The following is a 26,510-nucleotide window of genomic DNA, read 5'->3' as shown; positions in this document are numbered from 1 at the left end:
TTCGAGAGGCTGCGATCATCTCCGTTGGGAGAGCCTTGACCCGATCACACATTCCATGCCCCCGACGATGAGATGACCCTCAACGCGTAGCCGGCGCGGAAAACTGTCGGAGAAAAAACCGAAAGCGCGCGTTCGATGCCTTGCGCGCCATTCGGCTCCGCGACAGGCGCCGGAGGATTGTTGATCCAAACCTCAAGTGATCAGCTGGTCGATCCCGCTTGCCGGTGGCATGGTAGACCGCACTAGCCACGGCAGCAGCCGTCCCGACACCGGCGCCGGCGGCAAGGCGCTGTCACCCATCTCGACCGAGACCTTGCCGATATCCAAGCCAAGCCGCCCGGCCGCCATCTGGCCGGCGACTGTGCGCACGCCGGTGCCGATTTCGTGCGAGCCGCACTGGATGCGCACCTGGCCGTCGGCTGTCAGGCGGACACGAGCAGCACATGGCGCGCTGGACGTCGGATAGATGGCAGTCGCGCAGCCCATGCCAGTCGCCGTCACGCATGGAACCGACCGCCGCGTCACGCTTTGACCAGCCGAAGGCTTCGGCTGCCTGATCATAGCACTTGATCAGTGACCGGCTTGAGAACGGCTTGCCGCCAATCGGATCTTTTTCGGGCTCGTTGATGCGCCGAAATTCGACCGGATCCATACGAAGCGCCACGGCCATCTCGTCCATGGCGTTCTCGAGCGCGTAGACATAAGGCGTTTCCGGCGGGGAGCGCATGTAGCCCGGCGTGTTGCGATCGCCATGGACGATCGACACATGCGTGAGCACCGAGCCATAGTCATACATCCGGCCCGTCGCCGAGGTGCCGCCGACGACATAAGGGTCCGGGCGTGACGTCACCTCCCAGCCCTCATGTCCGAACGCCGTGATACGGCCGTCCTTGCCGGCTCCTATGCGAACCCGGTGCCTGGTTTCGGCGCGATAGGTTTGCGTATTGAACGCCTGCATGCGGCTGACGACACAGCGAACCGGCCGACCGATGCGGCGTGCCGCAACCGCGACAATTGCCGTTCGAGCGGTCATCGGTCCCTTCGAGCCGAACGCACCACCGATGTAGGGACTGACAATCCGGACGTTGGCCGGGTCGATCTTCAGCTGCCGTGCGAGCTCGACCTTCCAGCCGGTGACATTCTGACTTGGCTCATGAACAGTGAGCTGGTCGCCCTGCCACATCGCAGTGGTTGAGAACAGTTCGATCGGATTGTGATGCTGGGTTGGCGTCGAATACTTCTCATCGATCTTCACCGCCGCATCCGCCCAGGCCGCGTCGAAATCGCCCGCCTTAACGTCCTCCTTGAACATCGGGCTTTTTCCCGCCGCCGCTTCTGTCTTCACGCCTTTCGACTCGAAACCGGCGCTGGGCCGTTCATCCTCGTAATCGGCGTGGATCAACATCGCCGCCTCTTCCGCCGCTTCGAATGTCTCGGCGACAACGAGGGCCATGATCTTACCATCGTGGAAAATTGTTCTGTCGTGCAAAGGTCCGATGGAACTTGCGCCGGTGTTGCCGAATTCAGGCGTGTCTGTCTTGTCCATGTCGCCATAGGTCACGATATCCAGCACTCCAGGCACGGCTCTGGCATCTTGCAGATGGAGCTTGACTACCCTGCCCCGCGCGATGCTGCTGGTGGCAAGGGCACCATAGGCGACATTGGCGGCTGCGATGTCGGCCGGATAGCTGCCTGCCCGGTGACCTTCAGCCGGGCGTCGATACGCACAACCGGCTCGCCCTGATTTTCTTTTGAAACTGGCGCGGCTTGGTTCATGGCTCAGACCTTCATGTCACGGGTTTCGAGCAAGGCCCGCACCAGCGTATGCTTGCCGAGCGGCACCTTGAACGCATTGTGTTCTCGCGGCTTGGCATCGGCGAAAGCGGCGTCGGCAGCTTTCTCAGCCACATCTTCGTCCAGCACCTTGCCCTGGAGCGCCTGTTCCGCCGGCTTGGCGCGCCAAGGCACGGTTGCGACGCCGCCCAGCGCTATGCGCGCTTGCCTCACGGTACCCCCTTCCATCTCCAGCGCAACAGCGGCCGAGGCCAGCGCGAATGCATAGGATTCACGATCGCGTATCTTCAGGTAGCGTGAACGACGGCTCCATGCGTGTAACGGAACATGGATGGCGGTGATGACCTCATCGGCAGCCAGATTCGTCTCGACGTTTGGTGTGTCGCCGGGAAGCCGGTGCAGCTTGGCGAAGTGTATCGTGCGCGCACCGCGCCGCCCTTCCACGTCGACGGTCGCGTCAAGAGCGATCAGGGCCTACGCGAAATCGCCGTGATAGATCGCAATGCAGGCATCACTGGTACCAAGCACGGCGTGCTGGCGGTTGAAGCCTTCCATCGCCGCACAACCTGAGCCGGGCTCGCGCTTGTTGCAGGCCCAGGATGTTTCGCGAAAATATTCGCATCGGGTGCGCTGCAGCACATTGCCGCCGAGGCTTGCCATGTTGCGGAGCTGGCCGCTGGCGGCCAGTTTCAGACTGTCGGCAAGCAGCGGACAGCGCCGCTTGACCTCATCGTTGTCTGCCGCTTCGCCCATGCGCACCAGCGCACCGAAATGGATGCCGTCGTCGTCAATCCTGATCTGGTGCAAGGCAGGCTCGGTCAGCCCGTTGAGATCGAGCAACCGCGCGGGTTGCGCGACACCAAGCTTCATGTAGTCGGCAAGGTTGGTTCCCCCGGCAATTAACTGCACATCAGCCTGTGTGGGCGGCATGGCATCGGCATTTGACGCCATCGCGATCGCCGACGAAACGCTGGATGGTCTTTCATGAATGAAGGGCCGCATCGTTCAGGCCCTCCTGATCTCGTCGCGCGCCTGGACGATCGCAGCGACAATGTTCGGATAGGCCGCGCATCGGCACAGATTACCACTCATATATTCGCGGATGTCATCTTCCGAGCCGGCGTGGCCTTCGTTGATGCAGCCGATGGCCGACATGATCTGGCCCGGCGTGCAATAGCCGCATTGAAAGGCATCGTGGTCGACGAAAGCCTGCTGGACCGGATGGAGTTCTCCATGGGTCGACGCCAGGCCTTCTACCGTCGTGATCTCACGCCCGTCATTCAGGACGGCAAAACTCAGGCACGACAAAACCCGTTTTCCGTCGACAAGAACGGTGCAAGCACCACATTGGCCGTGATCGCAACCCTTCTTGGTGCCTGTCAGGCCAGCATGATCGCGCAGCGCGTCAAGCAGGCTCGTTCTGTTGTCAAGGGCTAGATTTTAGGCCTGCTTGTTGATCCGCATCGAAACCGCCGACAAGTCGCGCGGATCGGGCGTCTTGGCGGAGGCGGCTGGGCCTCGCTGTTGCGCTTGTGGCCAACGGCTGCCGAAACCGTGCCAGTCATGAATTTGCGACGGCTGAGGCCGTTGGATACTGCGGAATCGGACATGCTGCGGACCAAACCAGAAGCGCCCGGCAAAGTTCCCTCCTCACATCGTCGTGATCATTTTATTATATCGAGCAGTCATCCTGACCTCAGTCGCAGGCGATGGAACACAGTGTTGGGCGCCCGCTATTGCCCGGAGAACTCTTGGTCAAGTATGCGAAGGCCCTCTTCATATTCGGCCGCCGACGCTCCGACCTGCCTCGACTGCCAGATGTTGTCCTCTAGGTCGGCGCGTTTTACACGTAGCGCCAGCGGATTCGACGCAGCCCTCCGGACGAAGGCGGAATACTCCTCATCGTGCCTGCGCGACATGGCATCGACCGCCGAGGCTATTGTCGGTCCGAAGCCTGCTTCTTCGAGCTTGGCCCGGGTCCAGCCTTCGCCTTTCTCCAGAACATCATGAAGGTAGGCAACTGTCTTCTCATCGATTGTCTCGACAGCGTCGACGACACGGCGGCAATGCTCGATGTAGGGCTGCCCGGTCTTGTCGCGCTGCGACGCGTGAACTTCCTCCGCAATCTTTGCCGCCCGGTAGAAAATGCTCATCGCGCCTGTCGCCGCCGTGACCGTTCTGCTTATTCAACGAGATGCGGCGTGTGCCGCTTGTCCTCGGCGGGGTCGACATCGATACGAGCCTTTTCCGGATCGAAAGCGCCGTGACCTGCAATGGCCAGAGCAGACGCGTCGGGCGTTTCATAGGCCCACATGAAATCGTCGGACGAACTGCCGACGGCGTGGACCCGCCAGTAGCTTGCGGTGCCCTTAAGCGGGCACCGGCTGGTGGTGTTGGTCTTTTCGAAAAGATCGAAATAGATGTCCTCGAAGGGGATATAGAACTCGGGCTCGTGCCCGTCTTCACGCAGGATTTTTGCCCGTTCCGTGGCTGCGACTATGGCGTCGGAAAATCGCACCGTCACCGTGCCGGAAAACGGCTCTATCGCCAGTCGGCCAATGTGCTGTTGTGAAGTTGCGCCTGAAGTTTGCATTTGATTTTCTCCTTGGCGATTGACTGCAAGATCCGTCATGCATGGAGACGAAATGCGCGGCGGCGCTTCAGGTTCCGGAATGCCCAGTAAGCTGAACGGTGGCCGGGCTTAAAGCGCCTACCGCTTGCCATAGCTTGTGAGAAAGCTCGCCAAACAACCGCGAAACTCCATCGGGGCTTCCCGGGTCGGGAAGTGTCCCACGCCATCTAGCAACACTCGATGGTAGGCGCAGTGAAATGCTCGTCCAACCCACTCGAAGACTTTGGAAAGACGATACGGTCGTCGCCACAGTGGAGCGTTAGAGTTGGCACGGTGATGATCTTGGCCGCTACCTGCCGGCGGGCGAGTTCCCTAGCGTGAATCAGGCTCCGCCCCTTCCGCGCGCGATAGGATTGCAGCGTGACCTCCGGCCAGCCCGGGTTGTCGAAGGATTTGGCGACTTCTCGAAAATCGCATCGGCGGGTCGTCGATGCCGTCTCGGGCCTGAACGCAAATGTCATCGCAAATCCGATGAAAAAACCAGGCGTTTTTGTTTCAGGAGAAGTGCGGTTATCGGGCTTCTCGTTGGGTTGGCACCCCTCCGCTATCCTGCTGTTCTGCCAAAGATGTCGGTTGAACACCGAGCATATTTCGCACGGCCTCGACCAAGGCTGCGGCCCACACGGGTTTTGACAGCATCTTGTGATGACGCAAATCTTCCGGAACGTCGGACGCCGTGTATCCACTGACGAAAACAAACGGAATTCCGCGTTCCACTAGAAGAGGGATAAGGGCAGCGCTGGTCTCACCGCCGAGACCAATGTCCAGAACTGCGGCAGATATGGCTTCATTCTCGATCAGCTTTTTCGCGCGAGGAACGGACGGCGCTGGCCCGACGATGGCGAAGCCGGCCTCTTCCAGAATTGTGCGGTGCTCCTCCGCGACCAGCCATTCATCTTCGACGATAAGGATACGAGGTTCAGTCACGTTTCGCTCTCCCGATGATCAAACGGAAATCCAATCCGCAAGCTCAAACCATCGGAACCGAAAGATGTTTCAAAATTTCCGCCAAGCCGATACTCAATTTCGCCCTTCACCAGTGAAAGACCAAATCCCGTCTTCTCAGGCGGACTGACAGCGGGACCGCCGCTCTCGGACCAATCGAGCTGAAAACCTTGATCGGACTCGGACCAAGTCACGGACACCATGCCGCCTGGCATAGACAAGGCGCCATATTTTCCAGCATTCGTGGCAAGTTCATGGATCACCATGCCAAGCGACAGGCCCTGCTGAGGCTTGAGCCGAATGTCCTCGCCGGTGGTGTTAATGCGTTCCAGCCCGAAGGGCTCGACTTCCTGTCGCACGATTTCCTCGACCGAGGCCTCTTTCCAGCTTTCGCGCGAGAGCACTCCGTAAGCGCGTGCCATGGCGCGCAGACGACCAATGAGCGCTTCCGCAAAAGCCTCCGGAGAGGGAGCATTTTTCAGGGTTTGACTGGCAATGCTGACCGTAACAGCCAGCATGTTCTTGACCCGATGATTGAGTTCTGAGATCAATACCCGCTGGTGGGCTTCGGCTTCAGCCATGGTCGTCACATCGACAAAGGTCACCACCACGCCCTGGATTTTCCGCACGCTGTTGCGGTAAGGGATCAGCCGCACGAGATAGTGGACGCCATCGCTATCCCGCGGCAGTTGGTGCTCGATCATCTCGCCAGCCTTGAAAACCTGGGCGATATGGTCGCGCAGGTGCGGATAATCGAGCCGGCTGGCAAGATCGGTCAGCGGTCTTCCGATGTCGGTCGGCAGCAAATTGAAGAATGAGGATGCCGCCGGCGTGAAGCTGCGGATCACCAGCTTGGTATCGAGAAAAACAGTAGCGATCTGAGTACTCTCGAACAGGTTCTTCAGATCGCTGTTGGCACGATCGAGATCCTCGATCTTGGAAACCAGTTCGGCATTGATGGTGTTCAATTCCTCATTGAGGGACTGCATTTCTTCCTTGGAGGCCTCAAGCTCCTCATTGGAGGACTGAGCTTCTTCGTTGACCGAAACGAGTTCCTCATTGGAGGATTTCAACTCCTCCAGTGCGGTTTCATATTCTTCGATCGTCGACTGAAGGCGTTCGCGCATATCGCGAAGGTCGCGTTCGAAATCTGCAATCCCGGACGCGGTCGGCTCTCGACGCTTCAAAGCCTCCGCCCTCGGCTGCGACGGGCCCATCGGCTCGAACAGGACAAGAAATAGCGGCTCGCCACTGCTTCGATCGGCCAGGGGCTCGATCGTCAATGTGACGAACTGGACACGATCTTCATCTTCTTCAATAGCTATTGCTTCGCGCACAACCGTGCGCCGGCCTTCGGCGGCTTCGCGCAAAGCGCCCCGCAATTCCAGACGCAGGCCGCTGCGTGCCATGGTGAGCAATTGTCTGCTCGGCACCCCTTGCGGCGGCTCGAGATATTTGCCGGTTCTGACCGAGTAATAGACGACATCGCCGTCACTATTGACGACGACGTGGGCCGGAGCGAAGCGTTCGAGAACCTGGGCTTCAACGGTTTGCCTTAGGGAGTAAGACAAGCCGCGGCGGGCGTGCGTGTCATTGGCGCTGGAAAAGTTGCTTGCAGGCGCAGCATTCAACAAGATCGGCAGCCGCGCCGGCGCCGTATGTTCCCGTGCCTTGAAGATTCGTTGTTTCTTGTCGACCGGAGCAAACAGGTCGGCATGCTGGCTGATGCTCTCGGAGGTGCCAAGGAACAAATAGCCGCCGGGCTTCAGCGAATAGTGGAATGTCGGAATAACCTGTTTTTGCACATCGGGGCCGAAGTAGATCAGCAGGTTCCGGCACGACACCATGTCCATACGCGAGAAGGGTGGATCGCGGATGACGCTGTGCGCCGAGAAGATGCAGAGATCACGTATGCCCTTGGTCAAGACGAAACTTGTGCCGTCATTGCTGAAGAAACGTTCACGACGTTCAGGCGAAACGCCCGCAAGCAATGATTCCGGATAGCGCGCCGAACGTGCGACGCCCAGCGCCGCGTCATCGATGTCCGTGGCGAAAATCTGGATGCGCGGCACAGCGGAAAGTGTATCCATATGCTCGCGCATCAGCATTCCGATCGAGAAGACTTCCTCCCCGGTTGCGCAGCCGGGCACCCAGACGCGGATCGTATCGTTGGCGCCCCTGCCCTCGAAAAGTTTGGGGATGACGGTTTCTTCCAAGGTCTTGAAAGCGTCCGTGTCGCGGAAGAAATTTGTGACGTTGATCAACAGGTCGCGAAACAGCAGGCGCACTTCTTCCGCGTTTGAACGAAGCAGATCTAAATAGGGCTCGATCGCGGTGTTCTGTGTTATCTGCATGCGTCGCCTGACACGACGCAAGAAGGTCTTGGCCTTGTAGCCCGAGAAATCGTGTCCGGAATGGCAGCGCAGGATCGCGTAGATTTCCTCCTGGGCCTTGCGAAGTTTCAAAGCACCCGCCTTGCCATCGTCAGCTTCAAGCTCGTCGAGCAGTTCAAAGCTGTGGGCAAATTCAATGAGTTTTGCACCCATCTCATCGGCCGAGATGGCGATATCTATCAGACCGGATCCGATCGCGCTGCGCGGCATATCGGGATTGATCGGACCTGACTCGTCGGAGAGTTGCGCTAGCGTCAGGCCGCCGTGCTCCTTGATTGCTTTAACGCCCAATGTGCCGTCAGAATCGCCGCCCGACAGCACGACGCCGACCGAGTACTCGCCCTGATCCTCGGCCAGCGCGCTGAAAAAAATATCGATGGGCTTGCGCTCTCTGGACACCGAATTTGGCTGGCGCAGTTTCAAACTGGAATTTTCGATGGTGAGGATCGCGTTGTGCGGCATCACGTAGACGGTGTTGGGATGGATATCCATGCCATCTTCAGCGACACGAACCGGAATTCCGGTGTAACGCGCAATCACTTCGTGCAGCAGACTTTCCCGTTCGGGGCTGAGATGGGTGACGACCACGAACGCCATCCCGCCCGCAGATGGCATCCCGCGAAAAAATCCCTCCATGGCCGCAATGCCGCCCGCAGAGGCGCCGATACCGACTATTGGGAACCTCGGCAGCTTTTTCATAGATTATCCTGCTTGTGAGAGGCAACGCGGCAGCGCCGATTTCGATCCAATGTAAACCGGTCCTAATTAAATTCCCATCCGCACCCACGAAAGCAGCCACGGAACCTATGGGCACGACCGCCGTTTAAACTGCGGAGGGCGGCGATGTTATTGGGCATTCGAATTCTGCTCGTCGAGGACGAATTCCTGCTGGCAAACGAACTCGCTTCCTATTTCAGCGATTGTGGGGCGACCGTTTTGGGGCCGGTATCTTCAGTCAGCCGGGCTAGACGATATATCGATTTAGCGGATGGCGCGGTGCTGGACATCGATCTCAACGGCGAGACCGTTTTTCCCCTCGCCGATGAACTGTCGAACCGGGGCATACCATTCGTATTCTTCTCCGGAAACGATCAGATGACCCTGCCGGAGCGGTTCCGATACGCCCAAAATCTCTCCAAGCCGGCCGGGTTCAGGACGGTCGCCGGCATTCTCGCCGCGCAAACAACGCTTGGTGACGACAGCGTTTTCCGCGCCCTTCCAAAACTAAGGCTGTCCGCGCGACTATTGTTAGGCGACCCACAAGCGGCCGATCGCCTCGTTGAACGGACATTGAAGGCGGCGCTGGAGGAGCGGTTGTCGACGCGACATCACCGTCCTTTGAGCGAATGGCTCAATACACTCATGGAGGAGGTGTTCCGCCACGACAGGTCTGCCATTATGAATTAAGGGTCGATAGTTTGCCGCAGGCCGCCCTGTCTACCGGCCCCGGCCGCGGTATTCTGCCGCCAAGAGCGCTTCGCTTCGTCTTGCAAATACGGCCGCATCCTTGGTAGAAATCGTCGTGGCCAAACCTTCACAAACTAAACCTGCTTCATTCCGGGATCCCGTTGAGGGAGACCCTGCACTCGCAGCGCTGCTCGACGAAATCGCAGAGGAAGAAACACCTGAACGGCTGGTGAAACTCGCCCTCGAGTTGTAGCAGCAACTACTGCTGTTAAAGCAGCTGAAAAATCCCAACTGAACCGCCCGCAGCTAGAAATCTTGACTGGCCTCAACAAGGCAGTTCAGCCGGTTCAAGCATCGTCTGCGGCGGAGGCTTCACCGAGATCTTCAAGAATCTGGATACGCGCACGGTTGAGACGACTTTTCACCGTGCCGACAGCGCAGCCGCAAATTTCGGCCGTCTCTTCATAGGAAACGCCGAGCATGCCAATCAACGTCAGGACCTCGCGCTGGTGCGGAGGCAGTTTATCGAGTGCATTCGCGACTTCCCGCGCGCGCACCGACCATTCCTGCGTCGCCTGGACAGAAAGTTTTCCAGCTACACAATCCGCGGCTGCGGGTGCTTCTCGGGCGTACACCTTGACCTTCGTGTAAAACGTGTTTCGCATGATCGTGAACATCCACGACTTTAGTCGTGTACCCGGCTCGAAGCTCTCAAAGGCTTTCAGCGCTTTGACCAGGGTCTCCTGGACAAGGTCATCGGCGTCGTTCGGCGCACCGTAGAATGTGCGCGCAAAAGCCCGCAATGCGGGAATGAGTTCCACGATGGAGTCATCGTCTCGTCCGCCAGAACCGATGCTGCGGTAATCTTTCTCCGCTTGAAACGGTCAGGGGCCCGAGAGATAATGTCTTAATCGGTCAGGGGTTCCTGCGGCCAGAAACCTCGTATCCTGACGCCGATGAGGCGACCTGGAAATCAGAGCCGACTTGGGTCGCCGCCCAACATCGATCACTGCTGCCCTGGCATCTCGGTATTTTCCTGCGGGTTCTTTTTAACGCCAGCCCCGGGTGATGTGTCGGCAGGGGCATTGCCGCCCTGGTTTTGTTCCGGGGCGCGCTTTACCGGCGATGTATGCCACGATCCGCTTGAAAGGGGTGTGAACACAAAGAAGGCTAGCAGGGCGACGAAGATCACAGCAACAATGACGACACCCCACCCGAGCACATTTCGGGTGCCACGCTGTTCTTCCTTCCGGGACACATGTTCCGCCATCACTTGACTCCTTTGTGTCGTTCTACGAGGTCCAAATTTGTCATGGTCGATCGACGCGGGCACGGTCTACTCTTCCAACGCGTGTCACCGGCAACAGCCAAAGAGAGTGGGCCTAATCTTCTCCAGCTTTGCGGGTTGCTGATTTCCCGGTTTCCTTTGGCGTTTTCGGCAGGGGCAGCTTCCGCTTGGATGCAGGCGGATTGACCGCCTCATGCGCCAAACGGGCCTTGCGCAAGCGCGCCGTTTTCTCTTCCCGCGCCTTGCACTCGACTTTCGTGGCTCGCGCGTCCCTGTCGTTTGCGTATCCACTGGCCGCCATAGTCAGCCCTCCGCCTTGAAATTTTTTGCCTCCTTGCTGGCGCCCTCCTTGCCGTGCTCGGCTGCAAGCTCTTTGGCCTGCCTCGGTGAAACGTCGGTGGTCTCAGCCAATTTGATTGCCTCTTTTTCAGAGAGGTCGCCGTCTTTTCGCGCGGGGTTCTTGGTCATCGCAGTCTCCTATTAGAGTCCAAAACGACCGGACCGGCGGTGTGTTCCGTAAAACCGTCGACAGCTCACGGATTGAGGAGGGCTATCGCGCTTCCGTCAAACCAGTCGTGGCGGGAACGGATGCGTTTCAGGCGTCAATGTCAGGGCGTTGGTTCTCACCCGTGAGTGTGGCGAGAAATGACCGCCGCCATTCAGCTGCGTCATTGCGCCGGATGCGCTTGAGCAGTGCACTGTGCCTTGCGATCCTTTCCTCAAGTGGCATCGCGAGCGCTTTGGCGATGGCATCTGCAACCTCGTCGACCGCATACGGGTTCACGATCAAGGACTCCGCAAGTTCTTCGGCCGCACCTGCAAAACGCGACAATACCAGCACTCCGGGATCGGCTTCGTCCTGCGCGGCTATGTATTCCTTGGCGACGAGATTCATTCCATCACGCAGCGGCGTGACCAACCCGACTTGACTAGCGCGCAACAGGCCAGCAAGCCGAGAGCGTGGTACGGCTCGGTGGATGTAGCGGATCGGGGTCCAAGCCAAATCCGCGTATCTTCCGTTCACTGCGCCGGCGGTAGCCTCAAGCTGTGCCCGGATGTCAGCATAGGCGCTGACCTCCTCGCGCGTCGGCGACGCAATCTGCAAATAGGTTGCCGCCCGCTCGTGTTCCGGATGCCTTTCCAAAAGACGCGCGAAAGCCTGCATGCGGCCCGGGAGACCCTTGGAGTAGTCCAGCCGATCGACGCCGATGATTTGCTTGAGACCCAGAATCTGGCGGCGCATGGAATCGATCTGAACATCCTCCCCCGCCTCATTGGCCATGCGTGCGAATGAATCGACGTCGATGCCTATCGGAAAACACCTCGACAACACGGTGCGGCCGTCCATCTCAGCCGAACCATCGATATCAAAAGTAGTGGAGTTGGCCGCCTGCACTGAGCGCCGGAAATTCGCCACGTCCGTTTCGGTCTGGAAACCCACGACGTCATATTGAAGCAGATCATCGATAAGTTCTTCGTGATCGGGGATGGCTACGAACAGGTCAGGCGGCGGGAACGGTATGTGAAGAAAAAACCCGATCCGATTCGGGACTCCCAGCCGCCGCAACTGGGCGGCCAAGGGGATAAGATGGTAGTCGTGAACCCACACCAAGTCGTCGTTGCCCGACAGCAGTCCTGTGAGCGCCGTCGCGAACCGCGCATTTATCTGCCGGTAGGCGTGTAGAAACTCGGTCCGGTGGTTGACCAGGTCGAGCCGGTAATGAAAAAGCGGCCACAGCGTGCTGTTGGCATACCCATTATAATAGAACGAATACTCCTGTTGGGGCAGGGTGAGCGCAGCCGTCTCGATCTTTCCCACGCGTTCAAGATGGATCATAGGTTCGTCGCTGGCGGCGGAGTCCTGATGCTCGGCGCTTGCGCCTAGCCACAGACCTCCGCGCTCCGTCAACGCATCCGCGATGCCTACAGCCAGTCCGCCCGCTTGCGACGGATCGCGAATGTTTCCCAGCCTATTCGAGACGACAACCAGACGACGCGGAATCGCGCGATCGCCAATTAGCTCGGCCTCCCCCCCTACAGCGTCGCGCTCAAGCGGATAACCAGCCGTTTGCGAGGCCTCGTTGGGAATGTCTAACGGACGCTGCAACAAGAGCAAATCCTGAGCGTGAAGATCGCTTGGGGAACGGTCAGCGCAGGCGATTGTTCCACGCAAATACTCCCAGGCATTCCTGACGCCAGGCGAATACAAGGTCGACTCTGCCCATCAGCCACAAACGCAAAGGCCACGCCAAAAGTGCTGACAGTGACGGGCTTGACGCCGCCTCCAGGCAATCATCGATTGCATGTCGAAGCGGATGGACCTGCAGACGATACATTGGCGCTGAAGCGGCTCGTTACCGTCGCCGTTGCGCTTGTGAGTTTAATGCTAACAAGAAGGGACCAACCCTCAATGGGCGACGACAGGGACGAAGGTGCCAGCAAGGGTCGTGACATCCTCGCCCGTAGTTTTGCCAAAGAGGCGGGATCTCCGAAGGAACAGGCGCGCGAACTAATCCGCATGTGAGCCGCCGTGGCTTCACGGTACCGTCCATTCTGGTGTCGGCTATCGCCCACCGGTGATCGTTCCGCATGACACCGACTTCAAGGCGGCGGCCGATACTCACAATCACGGGAAGCGCATTGCCCTTCTCGTTGGGGGTGGCACGCTAGGCGCGACTGGGTCACTGTCTTTATGGGCGTCATCATTTCCAAGCCGGACAAGCCGCGATTGAGTATCGCTCGAATGTGACTCGAGGAAGCATACCGGGTACGCGGACACATGTTCGAGATGGCGAGGCCAGTACTGTCGACTGGCTGACCCGGGGACAGCTCGGCGTTGCATTTTTGCTGACGGGACCCAATGACGGCAATTCCCTGACCAACTGGTCCTCGGCAATATCGAGATCTGGGATGGCTAGAGTTGAGATTCAATCGGCAGGTGACGGACGCAGACCGCCAGGATACGGCGAAACAATCCGGCTTCTGGTTCACTGGTATAGTCTCGGAGCTTGCCTTCATAGCAACCATGCCAGTGTAGAACATTGTGTTTCAGTTCGAGCCGATAGCTCGCTTCCGGAGATATCTCTGATTGGAACTGATTCCGCAGCTTCGCCACCAATTTCTCATCCTCAAAAAGCACGCCCATTTCCGAATTCAAGGACACTGACCGTGGATCGAAATTGAAGGAGCCGACGAAACCGGTCTTTTCGTCAACGGTGAAAGCTTTCGTGTGCAAGCTGGCGCCCTTTGACCCAAATACCGAGATCGCCGGCTGCCGGCTGAACGGCTGGAGCTCAAAAATTTTGACGCCATTCCTCAGCAGCCGCTTGCGATAGTTTGCGTAAGCGCCATGGACGGCGGCGACATCTGTAGCGGCCAGGGAATTGGTCAGAACCGAAACGTCAACCCCGCTGACGATAAGGTCCACCAAGATGGCGGAACCCCTTTTGCCGGGGATGAAATAAGGAGAGACAATTTCCAGACATTGGCGCGTCGATTGAATGACGGGAAGCAACTTCTTGATCAACCAGCTGCGACGTCTCCAGCCACGAACCTTCTCCGGCGGATCGGAAATCACCCGCACTCCTTTCACCCAATGAACCTCGTTGCTGGCCGCAATAAACTCTGCGATTGAGCCCCGCTCGCCGATGCCGTTCAAGAATCTTGACTCGGTTTCGGGATCGCTTCCTTCAAACAGGCTAGCTTGCTTATGCTCGGTCCCTGAACCGAGTGCTTCGATTGGCTTTGATTCCTCGCAAGCCCAGAACGCATCGAATATCTGCACGGTTTGCTGTACCGCAGGGCCAAGGAGCAGCATGTCGAGATCCCGGAAATTGGTCTCCGCCGCATCGAAATAGGCATCGCCAAGATTTCGACCGCCAACGATGGCGAACTTGTCGTCGGCGATCCAAGCCTTGTTGTGCATACGTCGCGTCAGTGCAAAAAGCCGTAAGAGCACTTCCACGCCACGCATGATCCGGCCGCGCCTGATACCGCTCGGATTGAACAGCCTCAATTCGATGTTGGGATGATTGTTTAACGCTAGATATGCAGAATCGTTTTTGCGCGGATTGACGTCGTCAAGGAGCATGCGCACCCGCACGCCGCGTTCAGCCGCCCGAAAAACCTCCTGGAGCAGCAAGCGACCGGTGTGGTCATCGTGCCAAAGGTAGCACATGAGGTCGAGGGTACGCAAAGCGCTCCTTGCCGTAAGCACACGCACAGCGAAAGCGTCATAGTTGTCCGAGACAAGCAGCAAGCCGCTTTTGCCGGCTTTGATGTTGTCGTCTGCAGTTCGCGAAACCGATACGTCCATGAAACGGGCTACCTTTGGACTGAGGTCGAAGCTGGCCCTGCTCAAAATCATAGCAAAAACCATTCAGAGGTAATCTGGTTGCATATGCACCCGCTCATCCCATCATGCCGGAACCGGGCCCAGGTTTCCGAGTTTAGAAAATGCTCGCGACGGCAATTTTCAACAGAGAAGACCGGCACATGCCTACTGCCAAAAAAGCCAATGGCAACAACAAGGACCTGGAGGACCTTTTCCTCGATGGTCTCAAAGACATCTACTATGCCGAGAAGAAAATTCTGAAAGCCCTGCCGAAGATGGCCAAAGGCGCATACGAAGAGCAGCTCTCGGCGGCATTCGAGAACCACCTCGCCGAAACCGAGGGACAGGTCGAACTTCTGGAGGAAGTCTTCGATATCCTCGGCGTCGCCGCCCGCGGCAAAACTTGCCCGGCGATCGACGGCATCCTGGAGGAAGGATCTGAAATTCTCGAGGAATACAAGGGTTCGACTTCGCTCGATGCGGGACTGGTCGGTGCCGCGCAAGCCGTGGAGCACTACGAGATCGCCAGGTATGGAACCCTGATTGCTTGGGCTACCACGCTCGGCAAGGATGACGTGGCGGCGCTTCTAAATGCGACACTCGAGGAGGAGAAGGCCACCGACGAGGCATTGACTGCCCTCGGTGAAGCCGACAGAAGGCAGCTTGATTGATCATCTACCCAACCGCCTCGGCGACCAAAGCGCCGGGGCGGTCCCGAGAGATGAAGGGCATGATCATGCAGTATAAACGACTGGTCTACAAACGACTGGAATGTCTCCTGTTTGAGTTTTCGGCCGCGTTGGTCAGGCGCCGAGCGCTTGCAGCGCAGCGATTGCGGCAGTTCCGAGAAGAGCGCCGAAATCATTGAAGAGCACAGGGGCCGCGCAAAGCCGCCCAACTCGCTAGCGCCAATCCGCGGGTCATTTCGGGCAACAAAGGCGACGCGACATTTCCTATCAAAGTCAAAGGGCCGAAGAAATCGCCGAAAGCCCTCTAGTAGGCGGTCTGCTGGCTCGGCGGTGCCAAGGGACGCTCGTTTAGTGTACAGGTGAGCCACCATGAGGCAGGCGTCAGGGATGTCGCTCGCCGCCAGTCGAGTAAGTCACGCGCCTAGACCAGTCGCATCTGTGCCTTCTCAGTAGCTATGGAACGAAAGCCTTCATAGAGAATTGTTACTTCGTCTCAGCACCTTAAAGGAGGTCGATATGGGCCGAGGTATTTTGCTTTGGTTGCTCGGGGTTCCAATCCCAATCATCATTCTGATTATGCTTTTTGCGCGGTAGGGGGTGAAAATGGGAACCGAGCTTTCATCGACAGACGTCACGCCGGTCCCTGAATCATCCTCATCGGCTGTCAGCTGGGCGCCGATCGTCGCGGGCGCTTTCGCGGCCTCGACGCTCACGGTGATCCTGATGCTGGTCGGCTCGGGTCTAGGACTGACCATGGTTTCGCCCTGGACCGGATCGAGCGCTTCGACCACGACCTTCGCGGTTTCGGCGGCGGCCTGGCTTGTCATTGTTCAATGGCTATCAGCTGGCATAGGCGGCTATCTCACCGGTCGGCTGCGCACCAAGTGGGTAAATGTCCACACCGACGAAGTCTATTTTCGTGACACCGCACACGGTTTCCTTGCGTGGGCGCTGGCAACGTTGCTTGTCGCCGGCGTGCTCGGCTCAGCTCTTTCAGCGGCGCTGGGCACGGGTGTGCAGGCTGCATCCTCAGTGGCGTCAGGCGCCGCGATGGGGGCAACGACGGCAGCCGCCAATGCGGTAGCGACAGATGCCCCATCTTCTGGCATATGGACCGGCTATTTTGTAGATTCTCTGTTCCGGGCGGCGAACCCCGCCGCAGCGCCTGCCAATGAACAGAACGGCTCCACGGCTGCGGACCAAGCAACGGGCATCCTGCTAGCGGGGGCGGCAAATGGCGAGGTATCGCCTGAGGACAAGGCCTATCTGGCGCAACTCGTCGCCGCCCGCACAGGCCTGTCGGACGCCGATGCGAAGACCCGAGTGGATGCGGTGATCGCCAAAGTCGACGATGCCAAAGTCAAGGCCAAGCAGGCGGCTGATACAGCAAGGAAAGCCACTGCATCCTTCGCGCTTATAGGCGCATTGTCGATGGTTATCGGCGCCTTCATCGCGAGCGTTGCAGCAGCGTTCGGTGGCAAGCAGCGCGACGACGAGGAGGCCTTCGTCCTGCCCCACTGAAGTTTGGATCGCATGGCAGGTGGGGAGTTTAGCCTAATAGGTTAATCCATCGCCGGTCGAACCAATGAGATGATCGCCCCTACCCGGATTGCGGGTTTCTTGCGAATCGAAGTTTGGCAATGCCGCGACCGGCCAACAGAATTCCAGCAAATAGAGAACCACGTAAGCGGGGCTCGTCGTTTTGCAGTGGGGAAAGCGTCAGGCCCTGAAGCCAATTGCTCAATAAATGGCGCCAGCTCAGCAGCGCTGATTGACTCTAGCGTCGCACCTTCAGCGGCTTCGGCGTGATCTCTTTGACCTGGGCCTTTACGCCGTCCTGAACTCCTGAACCATCGCTTGTTCAAGCGCCTGTGCTTCGGGCCTTGTCTTTGGTGGTCAGCACGGTGCGCCAGAACGGCTTTTCGAACGCTGACGACGCAGGTTGTGGTCGGCTTGCCGCCACCTATCGGAGTCCGAAGAAGCTCAATATCGCCAACACGATGACAATCGCTCCAACGATCCAATGATATTGTTCATGATCTCTCTCCTGGTGTAGGAAGCTCCCTCTCCGAGGCCTGATTTTCGGCAGGCGACGGGGGCACCGCCTGACGCAAGCATCAACTGTTAGAAGCCGCTAATGTTCCCTTCGATCGAACGTCGGCTTTCTGTCTCGATTGCGCTTCGCCTGGAGGCCTTCGTAATCAGGAGGGCATGTGAAGAACACCGGGCTTCGGTCGCGGCCTGCGGCCTTGCAATCCGAGCAACCAAAGGCCCCAACGATCGCATGACCGCGCCCGGCGAGGCTCCTAGACAAGCAGGTAGGGGGCCAAGGTCTTAGGGCAATCGCGCAAAGGTCTGATGCGCCAAAACAGGCTGGAACAATAGCGCACTCTACAGGTTGGACCTGCCGCCGGGTTTCCAACGCCCGAGCCAACCAGCGCCTGCCGCTGCCGAAAATGGAGCGGCAGGGCTTTTTGCTAACCGCGTGCGGCTGTCCAGCAATGGATCAATTGCGCTTGGCACTGGAATTGCGACGTTGAGATCAAAAACAGCAGGGCGTCACCTCATATGATCGAAAGCGCTACTAAGATCGGCTGCAATCGATGCAAAGTACCCCTTTGCAGCGTCGATGAGCCGAATCTCATGCAGTGAGGTAGCGAAATGTGGTTTTTTTGGCCGGCTTATGGCCGTTCTGAATAGTTCCAGGCCTCCGGCACTCGACTCTTATGCGAGAATAGGAAAATGGCAGCCGAACTGATCCGGAATCCCACTGCTGCCGAAATGGCCGGTATGCAGTCGTGGATTCCCTTACCGAGGCTGAGCGCGCGGACTGGCTGACCCGGGCGGATTCGGCAGTGCCCGCCGAGGCTTGGGCAGCATATAAACGTCAAGGGCGGCTCACTATACAGCCTGCAGCGGGGAGCCACTAAAACGCCGGTGACTTCCGCGGTGATCGCAGCTGTAAAATTCAAACGACCGGATTCGGACCTTAATGGAATTGAAGGCTGAGCCCTGACCCGAAAACGACGTTCGCAGTTCCACTGCCAGACGTCTGCTTCGCGCCGCATGACGGTCATAGAGGTCAACTTCGCCACTGCCTGAAAGCAGAGCTGGATGGCTCCCGCTCCCGGCATCACAATGCCACAGTGAGTTTGCTGTCAGGCAACCCCGAGCCAAGGAGCCATCCGCCATGCAGATTACAACCGTGGGCCTTGATCTGGCCAATCGCATTTTTCAAGCTCACGCCGTCGACGCGTCTGGAGACGTTGTTGTGCGCAAGGCACTGCGCTGATCGCAAGTTCTGGGGAGGCGTGCGGTACATCGCATCATTGGCTCGAGAATTGACGGAGATCGGCCATGAAGTCCGCCTGATGCCACCGTCTTTTATGAAGCCCTATGTGAAGCGCGGAAAGAATGATGCGGTGGACGCGGAAGCGATTTGCGAAGCGCTCGCCAGGAAGCCAGCGCGCGTGGCGAGCGTAGCGATGGCAAACAAGATGGCGGGAACCTATCCAGCGCATCATGCTCCGAACCTTGCAGCGTAAGTTGCGCAAAAGACGAGACACTGAAGCAAAAATCAGATCGAGCCGATCAATCGGCTCCATGAGGTGTAAGAGCGACGCGATGTGATGGCGAGACCGGTCAGGCCGGGAACAGGGATATGCTTGGCACCGGTTCGCTTTCGTCAGCGATGAGAACGATTGTCGTATCGGTATTTGTCCACGCCCTCTTCCCCGAAGAGAGGATGCGATAGGCAGACTTCAGAGCCCAGGCATTGATCACTTCTGCCCGCTGCCAGGTAACTCGGCCTTTTTAACTCGCCCTGATTTTCTTGGAACCGTCGTTACGCTGCGATGTTAGGTGACCGAAGGGGCGTTCAATTTGGAGTTAATCATGAAACGGCTTCTTTTCGCCGCAACCATTGCGGCATTGTCAACTGGGTTCGCCGTTGCACAATCGACCACCACAACCACAGGCGGATCATCGACAACGACAACCACGACGATGCCGAGCACTACGACTGACCAAGGAACGACGACTGACCAGGGAACGGATTCGACCACCACGAGTGGAACGAACTCGAATTCGGCCAAGGACTGCGCGCCGGGTCAACAGAGCGGTAGCGCCAAACAGGCCGCACCCGGCCAGCAGGACACCGAGGCAAAATCTGCAGCTCCTGGTCAGATGAAAACGACGACGGAAGGTTGCTGACGAGCAGCTAGTCCTAAATCGCCCGCTGGCGCAAGCCAGCGGGCTTCGTTGACCAATGGCAGGGTTCCTTCTTTTCGTTGCGTGACCGGCGGCGACCGATCGGTACCTCGTAACCGACGTGGATTAATCGGAGTTTCAGCACGTCTCTTTGAGCCGGTGACGATCAATTCAGGCCCATCTTTCCAGCCCTTGCGGGCAGCATCGGCCATGATATCAGCGCGCATGCTGGATTTTCACATCCGATCCACATCTGCTTGCATCCGCTTGCGAACGACGGCGGCGGTGCACCTAGCTGCTACCGACCACCACTCCGGTGTAGCAGAGCCTGGTAGCGGGCGAGACCACCGGCGGGTATGTCGGCAAGCCGCACCGTAAGCATCGCTGTACGGCTACGCACTCTCTAGCCGTTTCGCAAAGCCCGCTGCCGAAGGGTGGCGGGCATTTTAGATCAGCTTGACAACTTGATGGCCCCAAAGCACCTTCGGTGGGAACGGGAGGGAGCCACCGTATGAAAAAGACCTATAAAAAGCCTGTCCTAACGAAGCGCGGAAACCTTTCCTATCTCACGTCGCAAGTCATCATCGTTCCGTCGGGTCCTGCTTCTGAGTCCTGAGCCGATCTTCGCTATCTGGCCTTGGCTCGGCAGTGCCGCGCCACATAGGCCTTCCACAAGGCGCACGTGCTCGGCGTCGACAGTGACCAACGGCCGGAGGCTGATTGTCAACCCTTGTCGCCGTCGATGCGCGTGACCGGGGCCGGTCAATTCCATATGTTGGCCAATCACAGCCTTCGAAGTCGAATCGGCGACCGAATGCGGGCGCATAAGAGCGGATCGTCACGTTGATGCGACCTGGCGTTACCCGACCGCGCATCACGGCTGTGAGGGCGACCTCATCGCCTACTTTGGAACTACCCCGCGCCATGACAGGGTTCTGAGCGGTCGAACTCTTATTCAAGAAGTTGCTAATATATGCGAAATGGCCGACCCGATTGCCGGTGAAGGCAATCCGCTGTGTCGCGCCGGCCACTGCGGCGGACCGAAGGAGGAACGCCGCCTGCCGGAGTTAGGGCGCGCCAATGACCCGGCAATCCCTTGGTTTACAAAAGTACAGTGAATCTCTTTTTGGGGTAACGCTCAAAAGAGAGTAAAAAATAGGCCTGCGCTGGAAGGGAGGCCGCGATTGTTGACAGCGCAAGAGCGGCCCTAGAAGCCACCTTGTCACGGCGCAGAAACCTGCGGCGCCTCGCGCGAGCTCCTGAAACGAATTCGCCACCGCCAGTGCGACTAATTCCAAGCTGCTCCGGTTACCGTTTGACATCATCCGTACGGTCTTCTCTGTCTTGGGAACCGGAGCACTTGAAGGTCAGTGGCTCGATTTGGCCAAGACCTGGTACGCGAATTCACCGGGTGCGAGCGGGTTGAAAGTCACTTGCTGGATTGGATCATCAAAGCCGGTCATCAAAATTGTTTGGAACCGGTGCAGAAATACCGCGTTGGGTCTGCGGCGGTCGATTCCTTCAGGGATGTAGCCGTCTACTCCAAGGATGAGACGAACCCGCCACCGGCGCTCCCAACAGGTGGCGGGTTTCGTGATGGAGCGCTTGGGCCCGTAAGGACCGGGGATAGCTTTCCTGATAGACCTTTCATCGGGGACAATGCGGACGCCGTGTTGCGCAATCAGCCGGGCCCTGGCTCCAGCCTCGGCCGGCCAGTCTGACGGTTCTCCATTCCACCCAATGTCGGGCCGCCCTTGAATGAATGCGTATTGAAAGATGTAGTCACGCGTAATGGCAAACTTCCTCTATCGCAGCGATCGGTGTGGATGCCTCCCACTGTCGACTGGTCCGCAAGACGGTCGGGCCCGCGCTCCCTTCGATAAAGCAGCGCGGGCCGTTTCGAATTCGAAATTGTGTCAACAATCCGATGAGCCTGCCGTCAGCCGGAGTGCGTTTTCGAAGGCACGTCATTGTCGTCAACGTCGAAATAATAGAGGGCCATTCGCCAAAACTCGACGTTTGAAGTTGAAGCAGAACACCGTTTCCGGCGGTGGCAGCTCCCCGGATTCACACGTCTAGTAGCGTCCGCGCAGCGCGAGCGCCGCGAGGAAAGCCCGCGCCGCAGCGTGGCACGCAATTTGCGGGGCCCATTGCAATAGAGGATGACCTCAGCGCCCTTCAACGAGAGCCCGTGTTTCTTCGGCAAAGAACCCCATTGGATAGATGGCCTTCTGAAAACCGGATCTAGCACTCGTTGCGCCTTTGACATTTCGCGCTCGGGCACGTTGAGATCCCACCGCTTCTGATCCTTCGCAGGGGGTGCCGAGCGCGACATTCGGCGGAGAGCCCGCGGGCGGCGATCGACAAGGCGATGATGTTTTGCGGCTGCTTTGCAGCAGCAGCCGCACCAGAGTAGCCCGGATGAGATCGAACAAATCCTCGCCCACTCGGCCGGCACCGCCTTGTCGAAGACGGCGGCCTGAGCACTCGTTAAATTCGACCGGGGCCGCCGGTCTTTCTCAAGGTGAAATAAACAGTCCGAGCAGGAACGAAACCCCGCAATCAAAGTTGCAGGGCCAGAGCAGAGTGGTGCTCGTCTCTCGGGAGGAGAAAATGCTTGAAGCGGATAGGATCGCAACCAGACGAATAGACATCCTCGTTGAGCAGTACCTCGAGGTCAGGCATCGGAAACATGATTTCGTGTCGATCAGTCTAGCAATCGCAGCCATCCGCCAAGTGACCAGATTTCCAATCCCTGACACGGAGTTGTCGCAGATGATCGCCGAACGCGCGGTTCAAAGCGGCCTCGACGTGCGCTTCGATCAAAATGTGCAACAAATTCAACTCTAGAACAGGAGGACAGCTGTGAGTGAAGACGTAAGACGGGACATATTTGTAGCGGGACTGCGCAATGCGCATGCAATGGAAAATCAGGCGCTTGCGATCATGAAACCGCAACTGAGCCGCATCGAGAACTATCCCGAAGTGGCGGCTCGCCTGGAAGAACATATCCGGGAAACAGAGAGCCAGCTTGCACGGCTTGACGAACTCCTCGATGCCATGGACGAAGACAGCTCGACCATCAAAGACACTGCACTTTCTATGATCGGCAGTCTTACAGCCATGGGGCATGCTGCGGCCGGAGACGAAATCATCAAGAACAGCTTGGCGAACTTCGCTTTTGAGAATTATGAAATAGCTGCTTACAACTCGCTCCTGACGATCGCGGAAGCGGGGCAATTTAACAAAGCAATGGATCTCCTCCAGCTCAACCTCAATGAGGAAGAGGCGATGGCAGATTGGCTGCGCGAAAATCTTCCTAAGGTGACGCTTAGGTTCGTAGAGCTCAGCGACGAAGGTCGCGACGCAAAGGTGTGATTACTGGCTGCAGGGTTTCCGGAGGAAGGCTAATAGTCGCTGACGAAGGATTTGACAAACCACTGTTCGTCCGAAAGCGTACAAAGAAAGAGGTCGTCAGCTAAACAGCAATGGGCGCTGACTCTTGGGAGCGACCATCGCGCTCTTGCCCTGAAGCGAGAGCAAAACGCGAAGAACGTCCCCCCGGCCTTAACCCGAAATCGTCAAAGCGCTTGCGCTGGAATCGGGGCCACGGAGCAGCAGATCACTGAGATAATTTCGTTGATTGGCTTCGATCGTTCCTCGATATTGCGGGAAGCTCGCCTGCTTAAGAAGAGGTAAGTGAGCACGCAATTGTCGGTTTCGTACCGAGTAGGACAGACGCTGCCGCTGCCGTTATTTCTGCTGCATCGTCTGCAAATTGTCTTGGGCGCCGACGATTGAGGGAACGCGTGCTCTCGCCCGTGAGGAGCGAGCGCTATGGACCTGTATCTTGATACAAACAAAAATGGGCTGCTGCGCGTTTCGATCCCGCTGATCTGGACCGTCTCAAGCTGCATCTGCGCGACAGCGTGCTCGAACTACACACACCGCTCGAAAATGCCGGACATAAGATCGAGTATGTTTATTTCCCTTGCAGCGTCCTTGCCTCTGTAGTGGCAAAGAAGAGGTGGGGAGCCGACGCAGAAGTTAGCATCATCGGTTTCGAGGGCATGACCGGCTCAGCTCTCGTCATGGGCGATGACCGTGCCACGCACGATGGCTTTATTCAGATGACCAGCCAGGCGCTGGCGATCGACGCCTCGCAGTTCAAAGCGGCCTTAGACACGAGTGAGACCCTTCGGCCGTTTCTGATGCGCTACGTCCACGCTTTTCACACAAGCCACCTACACCGCTTTGATCAACGCGCGATGCAAAATCGAGGAACGATTGGCTCGATGGCTACTGATGTGTGACGACCGCCTTGTTGGTGGTCGCCTTGTCATTGCCCATGAATACCTGGGAGTGATGCTTGGCGTGAGGCGCCCCGGCGTCACGGTCGCGCTGCAAGTGATTGAGGGGCGCGGGCTCATACAGTCCCGGCGGGGTGAAGTGGTCATCAGCGACCGAAAAGGGTTGATCAATCTCGCAAACGGTAGCTATGGGGATTCCGAAGCGGAATACCGGCGAGTCGTTGGCGAAATCGAGATTCAGCCGCAGATCGTGCCCCAACGGGAACTATCACTCTAGGCGCGAGTTTGGGCAAATGGCCCTGTATTATTTCGATGTCGACGAGAACGGCACGGTTTACCCTGATGATCAGGGCACCGATTGTGAAACCTTGGATCGCGTAAAAGAGGAGGCCATCCGCGCCCTCGTTGAAATGATCAAGGACAGCCTGCCGGACGGCGATCGTCACAGGTTGATGATCAAGGTGCGTGATGACGGCGGCGGCGTTGTCTTGCAGGTCTCGCTAAACTTTGAGGTCGAAGCAGAACACCGTCCCCAAGGCGGCAGCTCTCCGGATTCACACGTCCAGTAGCGTCCTCGCAGCGCAAGCGCCGCGAGGAAAGCTCGCGCTGCAGCGTCGCACGCGATTTGCGAGGGCCCATTGTGATAAGGAATAACCTCAGCCGCCTTCAACGAAAGTCCATGCTTTTCAACAAAGAACCCCATTGGATATGTTTGGCCTTTCGATTCCGGGTCTAGCACCCTTTGCGCCTTTGACACTTTCACCTCCCCTGGAAGAGTATGCGGACAAGACCACTGGCGAATTCATCCGCACGTTTGCCGTCGCGACCTGCGAGCCAAACGGACTGATGACGACCATCCATCATCGTATGCCGGTCATCTTTGCGCCGGACGATCACATGCGCTGGCTTGGGCCGGAGCAGGATCCTCACGACGTGATGAAGCCATTCCCGTCCGATCTGATGACCATGTGGCCGATCGACAGCAAGGTCGGCAAACCCCGGTCATCTCCGCCGCGATCGCAGCTGTAAAATTCAAAATCGGTTTCGGACCCTAACGGGCCTTCAGCCAGGGAAGTTGAAGGCTAAGCCTTGACCCATCGGCGACCTTCGTTTCAGCCCGTTCGATGGCAGCTTTGCGCCGGTGGGTTCAATAGGTCATCGCAACACCTTCTGTAGCCTGTCGGCCGGCGTTTCGAAGTCCAGGGTTTTTCGGGGTCGCTGATTGAGCCGCAGGGCGACGGCGTTGAGGTGGTCCTGCGAGACGTGGGAGAAGTTGGTAGCTCTGGGGAAATACTGCCTGAGCAGACCGTTGGTATTTTCGTTGCTGCCGCGCTGCCAGGGACTGCGCGGATCGCAGAAGTAGACCTGTAGGTCGGTGGCAACGGTAAAGCTCTCTTGTGACGAGCCATCTCCTTGCTCTGGTCCCAGGTTAACGAGCGCCGCAACTCTTCGGGCAATGTGCCGATCGTCTGGGCAAGGGCCGCCACGACGGTGGTCGAGTCCCTCCTCGCCACCTTTACAAGCATTGTGAACCGGCTGTGTCGCTCGACGAGGGTGGCGATGTTCGTGTCGTTAGCACCGGTAAGCAGATCACCCTCCCAATGACCTGGGATGGCACGATCCTCCGCCTCGGCGGGGCGGTCGCGGATGGAGATCATATCGAGTATTTGTCCTTGCCCCGTCCGGCTCTGTGCGCCTTTGGCGAGGCGCATCTGTCGTTTGGCTCGCAGATGCGCCGTCAGTTCCTTCTTGAGCACCCCTCGCGACTGGATGAATAGACTGCGATAGATCGCTTCATGAGATATCCGCATGCTTGGATCGCCCGGGTACTCTCGCCTCAACCAGCCCGCTATCTGCTCCGGCGACCATTGCAGCGCCAGCTTTTGCGCTACCCGCCATCGTAGCCGTCCAGAGCATGCCAGGCGACACTTCTTCGGGCGCAGCGCTCGCTCCCAAGCATGCTTGTCAGCCCGGGTTGCACGATACGTTTGTGCACCGCCATTGCGCGAGATCTCGCGACATATTGTCGATGGGGATCGCCCGAGACTTCGTATTGCGAGACCCGCCGCGATCCCGCGAGAGATCTCTTCGCGCTCCGCCAGCCCGAGCGCCAAGGCCGCTCTACGCCTTGCTGACGGAGCAATGCCGCCGCGTAAGGATACGGTCCGCTGAACGCCGGTCTTGTTCCGGCGGTCCAGTGCCCGCGAGATCGACGAAATGCTCTGACCTTGCTTCCACCGCTCCCAAAGCTCGGCCTTCTGCGCTGACGTAAACCAGATCCGTGACGTCACCATGCAACACCTCCTCATCTTCTCAGATTAAGAGTGTTGCGGCGACCTATTGAACCCACCGCCCTACTCCGGCCATTCCGACGAATGGTTCCTAGGTTCCAAAGCCGATGAGGTGGAGGGCTCCCGCTCCCAGCATCACATTGCTGATCCGCGGCCTATTGGCGGAGTTTGGCATCGATATCCCCGAAGGTTTGGAGCGGGCGCTTAAGCTGGCGCGCC

At 58.2% G+C, this 26,510-nt stretch carries 23 protein-coding genes and 4 pseudogenes; 11 read left to right on the top strand and 16 right to left on the bottom strand.

The annotated features are described in order from the left end of the window. Positions 1-192 precede the first annotated feature (192 nt). The 8 genes and pseudogenes from ACYHH6_RS12315 to ACYHH6_RS12280 form a co-directional block, all read right to left on the bottom strand. A complete protein-coding gene (locus ACYHH6_RS12315; RefSeq protein ID WP_352590444.1) occupies positions 193-486 on the bottom strand; it encodes a molybdopterin cofactor-binding domain-containing protein in 294 nt (97 codons plus the stop codon). Between the two features lie 196 nt (positions 487-682). Further along, positions 683-1,630, bottom strand: a pseudogene (locus ACYHH6_RS12310) (xanthine dehydrogenase family protein molybdopterin-binding subunit); the annotation flags it as partial. Positions 1,631-1,779: 149 nt separating this feature from the next. Beyond that, positions 1,780-2,796: pseudogene (locus ACYHH6_RS12305) on the bottom strand (FAD binding domain-containing protein). 3 nt (positions 2,797-2,799) lie between these two features. Beyond that, entirely contained in the window at positions 2,800-3,177 is a 378-nt protein-coding gene (locus ACYHH6_RS12300; RefSeq protein WP_435053419.1) for a (2Fe-2S)-binding protein, read from the bottom strand. Positions 3,178-3,527: 350 nt separating this feature from the next. Then, on the bottom strand, positions 3,528-3,947 hold the full coding sequence (locus tag ACYHH6_RS12295; protein ID WP_352590441.1) for an HD domain-containing protein: 420 nt from the start codon (positions 3,945-3,947) through the stop codon (positions 3,528-3,530). A 29-nt stretch (positions 3,948-3,976) separates the two neighbouring features. Next, positions 3,977-4,387 carry a DUF427 domain-containing protein gene (locus ACYHH6_RS12290; protein WP_352590439.1) on the bottom strand — a complete coding sequence of 137 codons (411 nt, stop codon included), beginning with the start codon at positions 4,385-4,387 and terminating at the stop codon, positions 3,977-3,979. Between the two features lie 549 nt (positions 4,388-4,936). After that, positions 4,937-5,353: a response regulator gene (locus ACYHH6_RS12285; protein ID WP_352590437.1), complete on the bottom strand. Its 417-nt coding sequence runs from the start codon at positions 5,351-5,353 to the stop codon at positions 4,937-4,939. Further along, a complete protein-coding gene (locus ACYHH6_RS12280; protein ID WP_352590434.1) occupies positions 5,350-8,463 on the bottom strand; it encodes a CheR family methyltransferase in 3,114 nt (1,037 codons plus the stop codon). Before ACYHH6_RS12280 ends, ACYHH6_RS12285 begins: the two co-directional genes overlap by 4 nt. Positions 8,464-8,607: 144 nt before the next feature. Between ACYHH6_RS12280 and ACYHH6_RS12275 the strand changes: the two genes are divergently transcribed. Next, positions 8,608-9,171, top strand: coding sequence for a response regulator (locus tag ACYHH6_RS12275; protein ID WP_352590431.1), 564 nt, complete (start codon positions 8,608-8,610; stop codon positions 9,169-9,171). Between the two features lie 100 nt (positions 9,172-9,271). Then, a complete protein-coding gene (locus tag ACYHH6_RS12270; protein WP_352590428.1) occupies positions 9,272-9,424 on the top strand; it encodes a hypothetical protein in 153 nt (50 codons plus the stop codon). Positions 9,425-9,518: 94 nt separating this feature from the next. Here ACYHH6_RS12270 and ACYHH6_RS12265 read toward each other — a convergent pair whose 3' ends face one another. From ACYHH6_RS12265 to ACYHH6_RS12245, 5 genes are all read right to left on the bottom strand, one after another. Further along, positions 9,519-9,992 carry a sigma-70 family RNA polymerase sigma factor gene (locus ACYHH6_RS12265; protein ID WP_352590426.1) on the bottom strand — a complete coding sequence of 158 codons (474 nt, stop codon included), beginning with the start codon at positions 9,990-9,992 and terminating at the stop codon, positions 9,519-9,521. 185 nt (positions 9,993-10,177) lie between these two features. Then, on the bottom strand, positions 10,178-10,441 hold the full coding sequence (locus tag ACYHH6_RS12260) for a hypothetical protein (protein WP_352590423.1): 264 nt from the start codon (positions 10,439-10,441) through the stop codon (positions 10,178-10,180). 321 nt (positions 10,442-10,762) lie between these two features. Beyond that, positions 10,763-10,927, bottom strand: a complete 165-nt coding sequence (locus ACYHH6_RS12255; protein ID WP_352590420.1) for a hypothetical protein — start codon at positions 10,925-10,927, stop codon at positions 10,763-10,765. 127 nt (positions 10,928-11,054) lie between these two features. Beyond that, positions 11,055-12,569 (bottom strand): alpha,alpha-trehalose-phosphate synthase (UDP-forming), encoded by a 1,515-nt coding sequence (locus ACYHH6_RS12250; RefSeq protein ID WP_352590417.1) that lies wholly within the window; start codon positions 12,567-12,569, stop codon positions 11,055-11,057. A gap of 804 nt (positions 12,570-13,373) precedes the next feature. Beyond that, the gene (locus ACYHH6_RS12245) at positions 13,374-14,774 is read right to left on the bottom strand and encodes a phospholipase D-like domain-containing protein (RefSeq protein WP_488473651.1); all 1,401 of its coding nucleotides are present in this window, start codon (positions 14,772-14,774) and stop codon (positions 13,374-13,376) included. Positions 14,775-14,953: 179 nt separating this feature from the next. Here ACYHH6_RS12245 and ACYHH6_RS12240 point away from each other — a divergent pair, with 179 nt between their 5' ends. The 3 genes and pseudogenes from ACYHH6_RS12240 to ACYHH6_RS12230 form a co-directional block, all read left to right on the top strand. Further along, on the top strand, positions 14,954-15,463 hold the full coding sequence (locus ACYHH6_RS12240) for a YciE/YciF ferroxidase family protein (RefSeq protein ID WP_488500510.1): 510 nt from the start codon (positions 14,954-14,956) through the stop codon (positions 15,461-15,463). A 621-nt stretch (positions 15,464-16,084) separates the two neighbouring features. After that, a complete protein-coding gene (locus tag ACYHH6_RS12235) occupies positions 16,085-17,002 on the top strand; it encodes a hypothetical protein (RefSeq protein WP_488500434.1) in 918 nt (305 codons plus the stop codon). Between the two features lie 1,669 nt (positions 17,003-18,671). Beyond that, positions 18,672-18,984, top strand: a pseudogene (locus ACYHH6_RS12230) (IS110 family transposase); the annotation flags it as partial. Positions 18,985-19,338: 354 nt separating this feature from the next. Here the strand turns inward: ACYHH6_RS12230 and ACYHH6_RS12225 are convergent. Together ACYHH6_RS12225 and ACYHH6_RS12220 are read right to left on the bottom strand one after the other, a co-directional pair. Continuing rightward, entirely contained in the window at positions 19,339-19,575 is a 237-nt protein-coding gene (locus tag ACYHH6_RS12225) for a hypothetical protein (protein ID WP_352593687.1), read from the bottom strand. Positions 19,576-19,662: 87 nt separating this feature from the next. Continuing rightward, complete coding sequence (locus tag ACYHH6_RS12220) at positions 19,663-19,917, bottom strand: hypothetical protein (RefSeq protein WP_352593487.1); 255 nt, start codon at positions 19,915-19,917, stop codon at positions 19,663-19,665. Between the two features lie 2,386 nt (positions 19,918-22,303). On the opposite strand from ACYHH6_RS12220, the gene ACYHH6_RS12215 reads away from it, so the two are divergent. The 6 genes from ACYHH6_RS12215 to ACYHH6_RS12190 all read left to right on the top strand — a co-directional run bounded on the left by ACYHH6_RS12215 (position 22,304) and on the right by ACYHH6_RS12190 (position 25,029). Then, on the top strand, positions 22,304-22,540 hold the full coding sequence (locus ACYHH6_RS12215) for a hypothetical protein (RefSeq protein ID WP_352593490.1): 237 nt from the start codon (positions 22,304-22,306) through the stop codon (positions 22,538-22,540). Between the two features lie 15 nt (positions 22,541-22,555). Further along, entirely contained in the window at positions 22,556-23,068 is a 513-nt protein-coding gene (locus tag ACYHH6_RS12210; RefSeq protein WP_352593493.1) for a ferritin-like domain-containing protein, read from the top strand. A 551-nt stretch (positions 23,069-23,619) separates the two neighbouring features. Further along, positions 23,620-24,003, top strand: a complete 384-nt coding sequence (locus tag ACYHH6_RS12205; protein WP_352593495.1) for a cyclic nucleotide-binding domain-containing protein — start codon at positions 23,620-23,622, stop codon at positions 24,001-24,003. After that, on the top strand, positions 23,996-24,277 hold the full coding sequence (locus ACYHH6_RS12200; RefSeq protein WP_352593498.1) for a helix-turn-helix domain-containing protein: 282 nt from the start codon (positions 23,996-23,998) through the stop codon (positions 24,275-24,277). Before ACYHH6_RS12205 ends, ACYHH6_RS12200 begins: the two co-directional genes overlap by 8 nt. A 16-nt stretch (positions 24,278-24,293) precedes the next feature. Next, positions 24,294-24,569 carry a DUF6894 family protein gene (locus ACYHH6_RS12195; RefSeq protein ID WP_352593501.1) on the top strand — a complete coding sequence of 92 codons (276 nt, stop codon included), beginning with the start codon at positions 24,294-24,296 and terminating at the stop codon, positions 24,567-24,569. 139 nt (positions 24,570-24,708) lie between these two features. Further along, a complete protein-coding gene (locus ACYHH6_RS12190; RefSeq protein ID WP_435053498.1) occupies positions 24,709-25,029 on the top strand; it encodes an SOS response-associated peptidase family protein in 321 nt (106 codons plus the stop codon). Between the two features lie 126 nt (positions 25,030-25,155). Here the strand turns inward: ACYHH6_RS12190 and ACYHH6_RS12185 are convergent. After that, positions 25,156-26,294, bottom strand: a pseudogene (locus ACYHH6_RS12185) (IS30 family transposase). Positions 26,295-26,510: the final 216 nt, after the last annotated feature.

The organism is Mesorhizobium sp. P171375 (assembly GCF_057786075.1).
The sequence above is the reverse complement of the archived record's forward strand: the minus strand, read 5'-3'. Positions and strand labels throughout refer to the sequence as shown.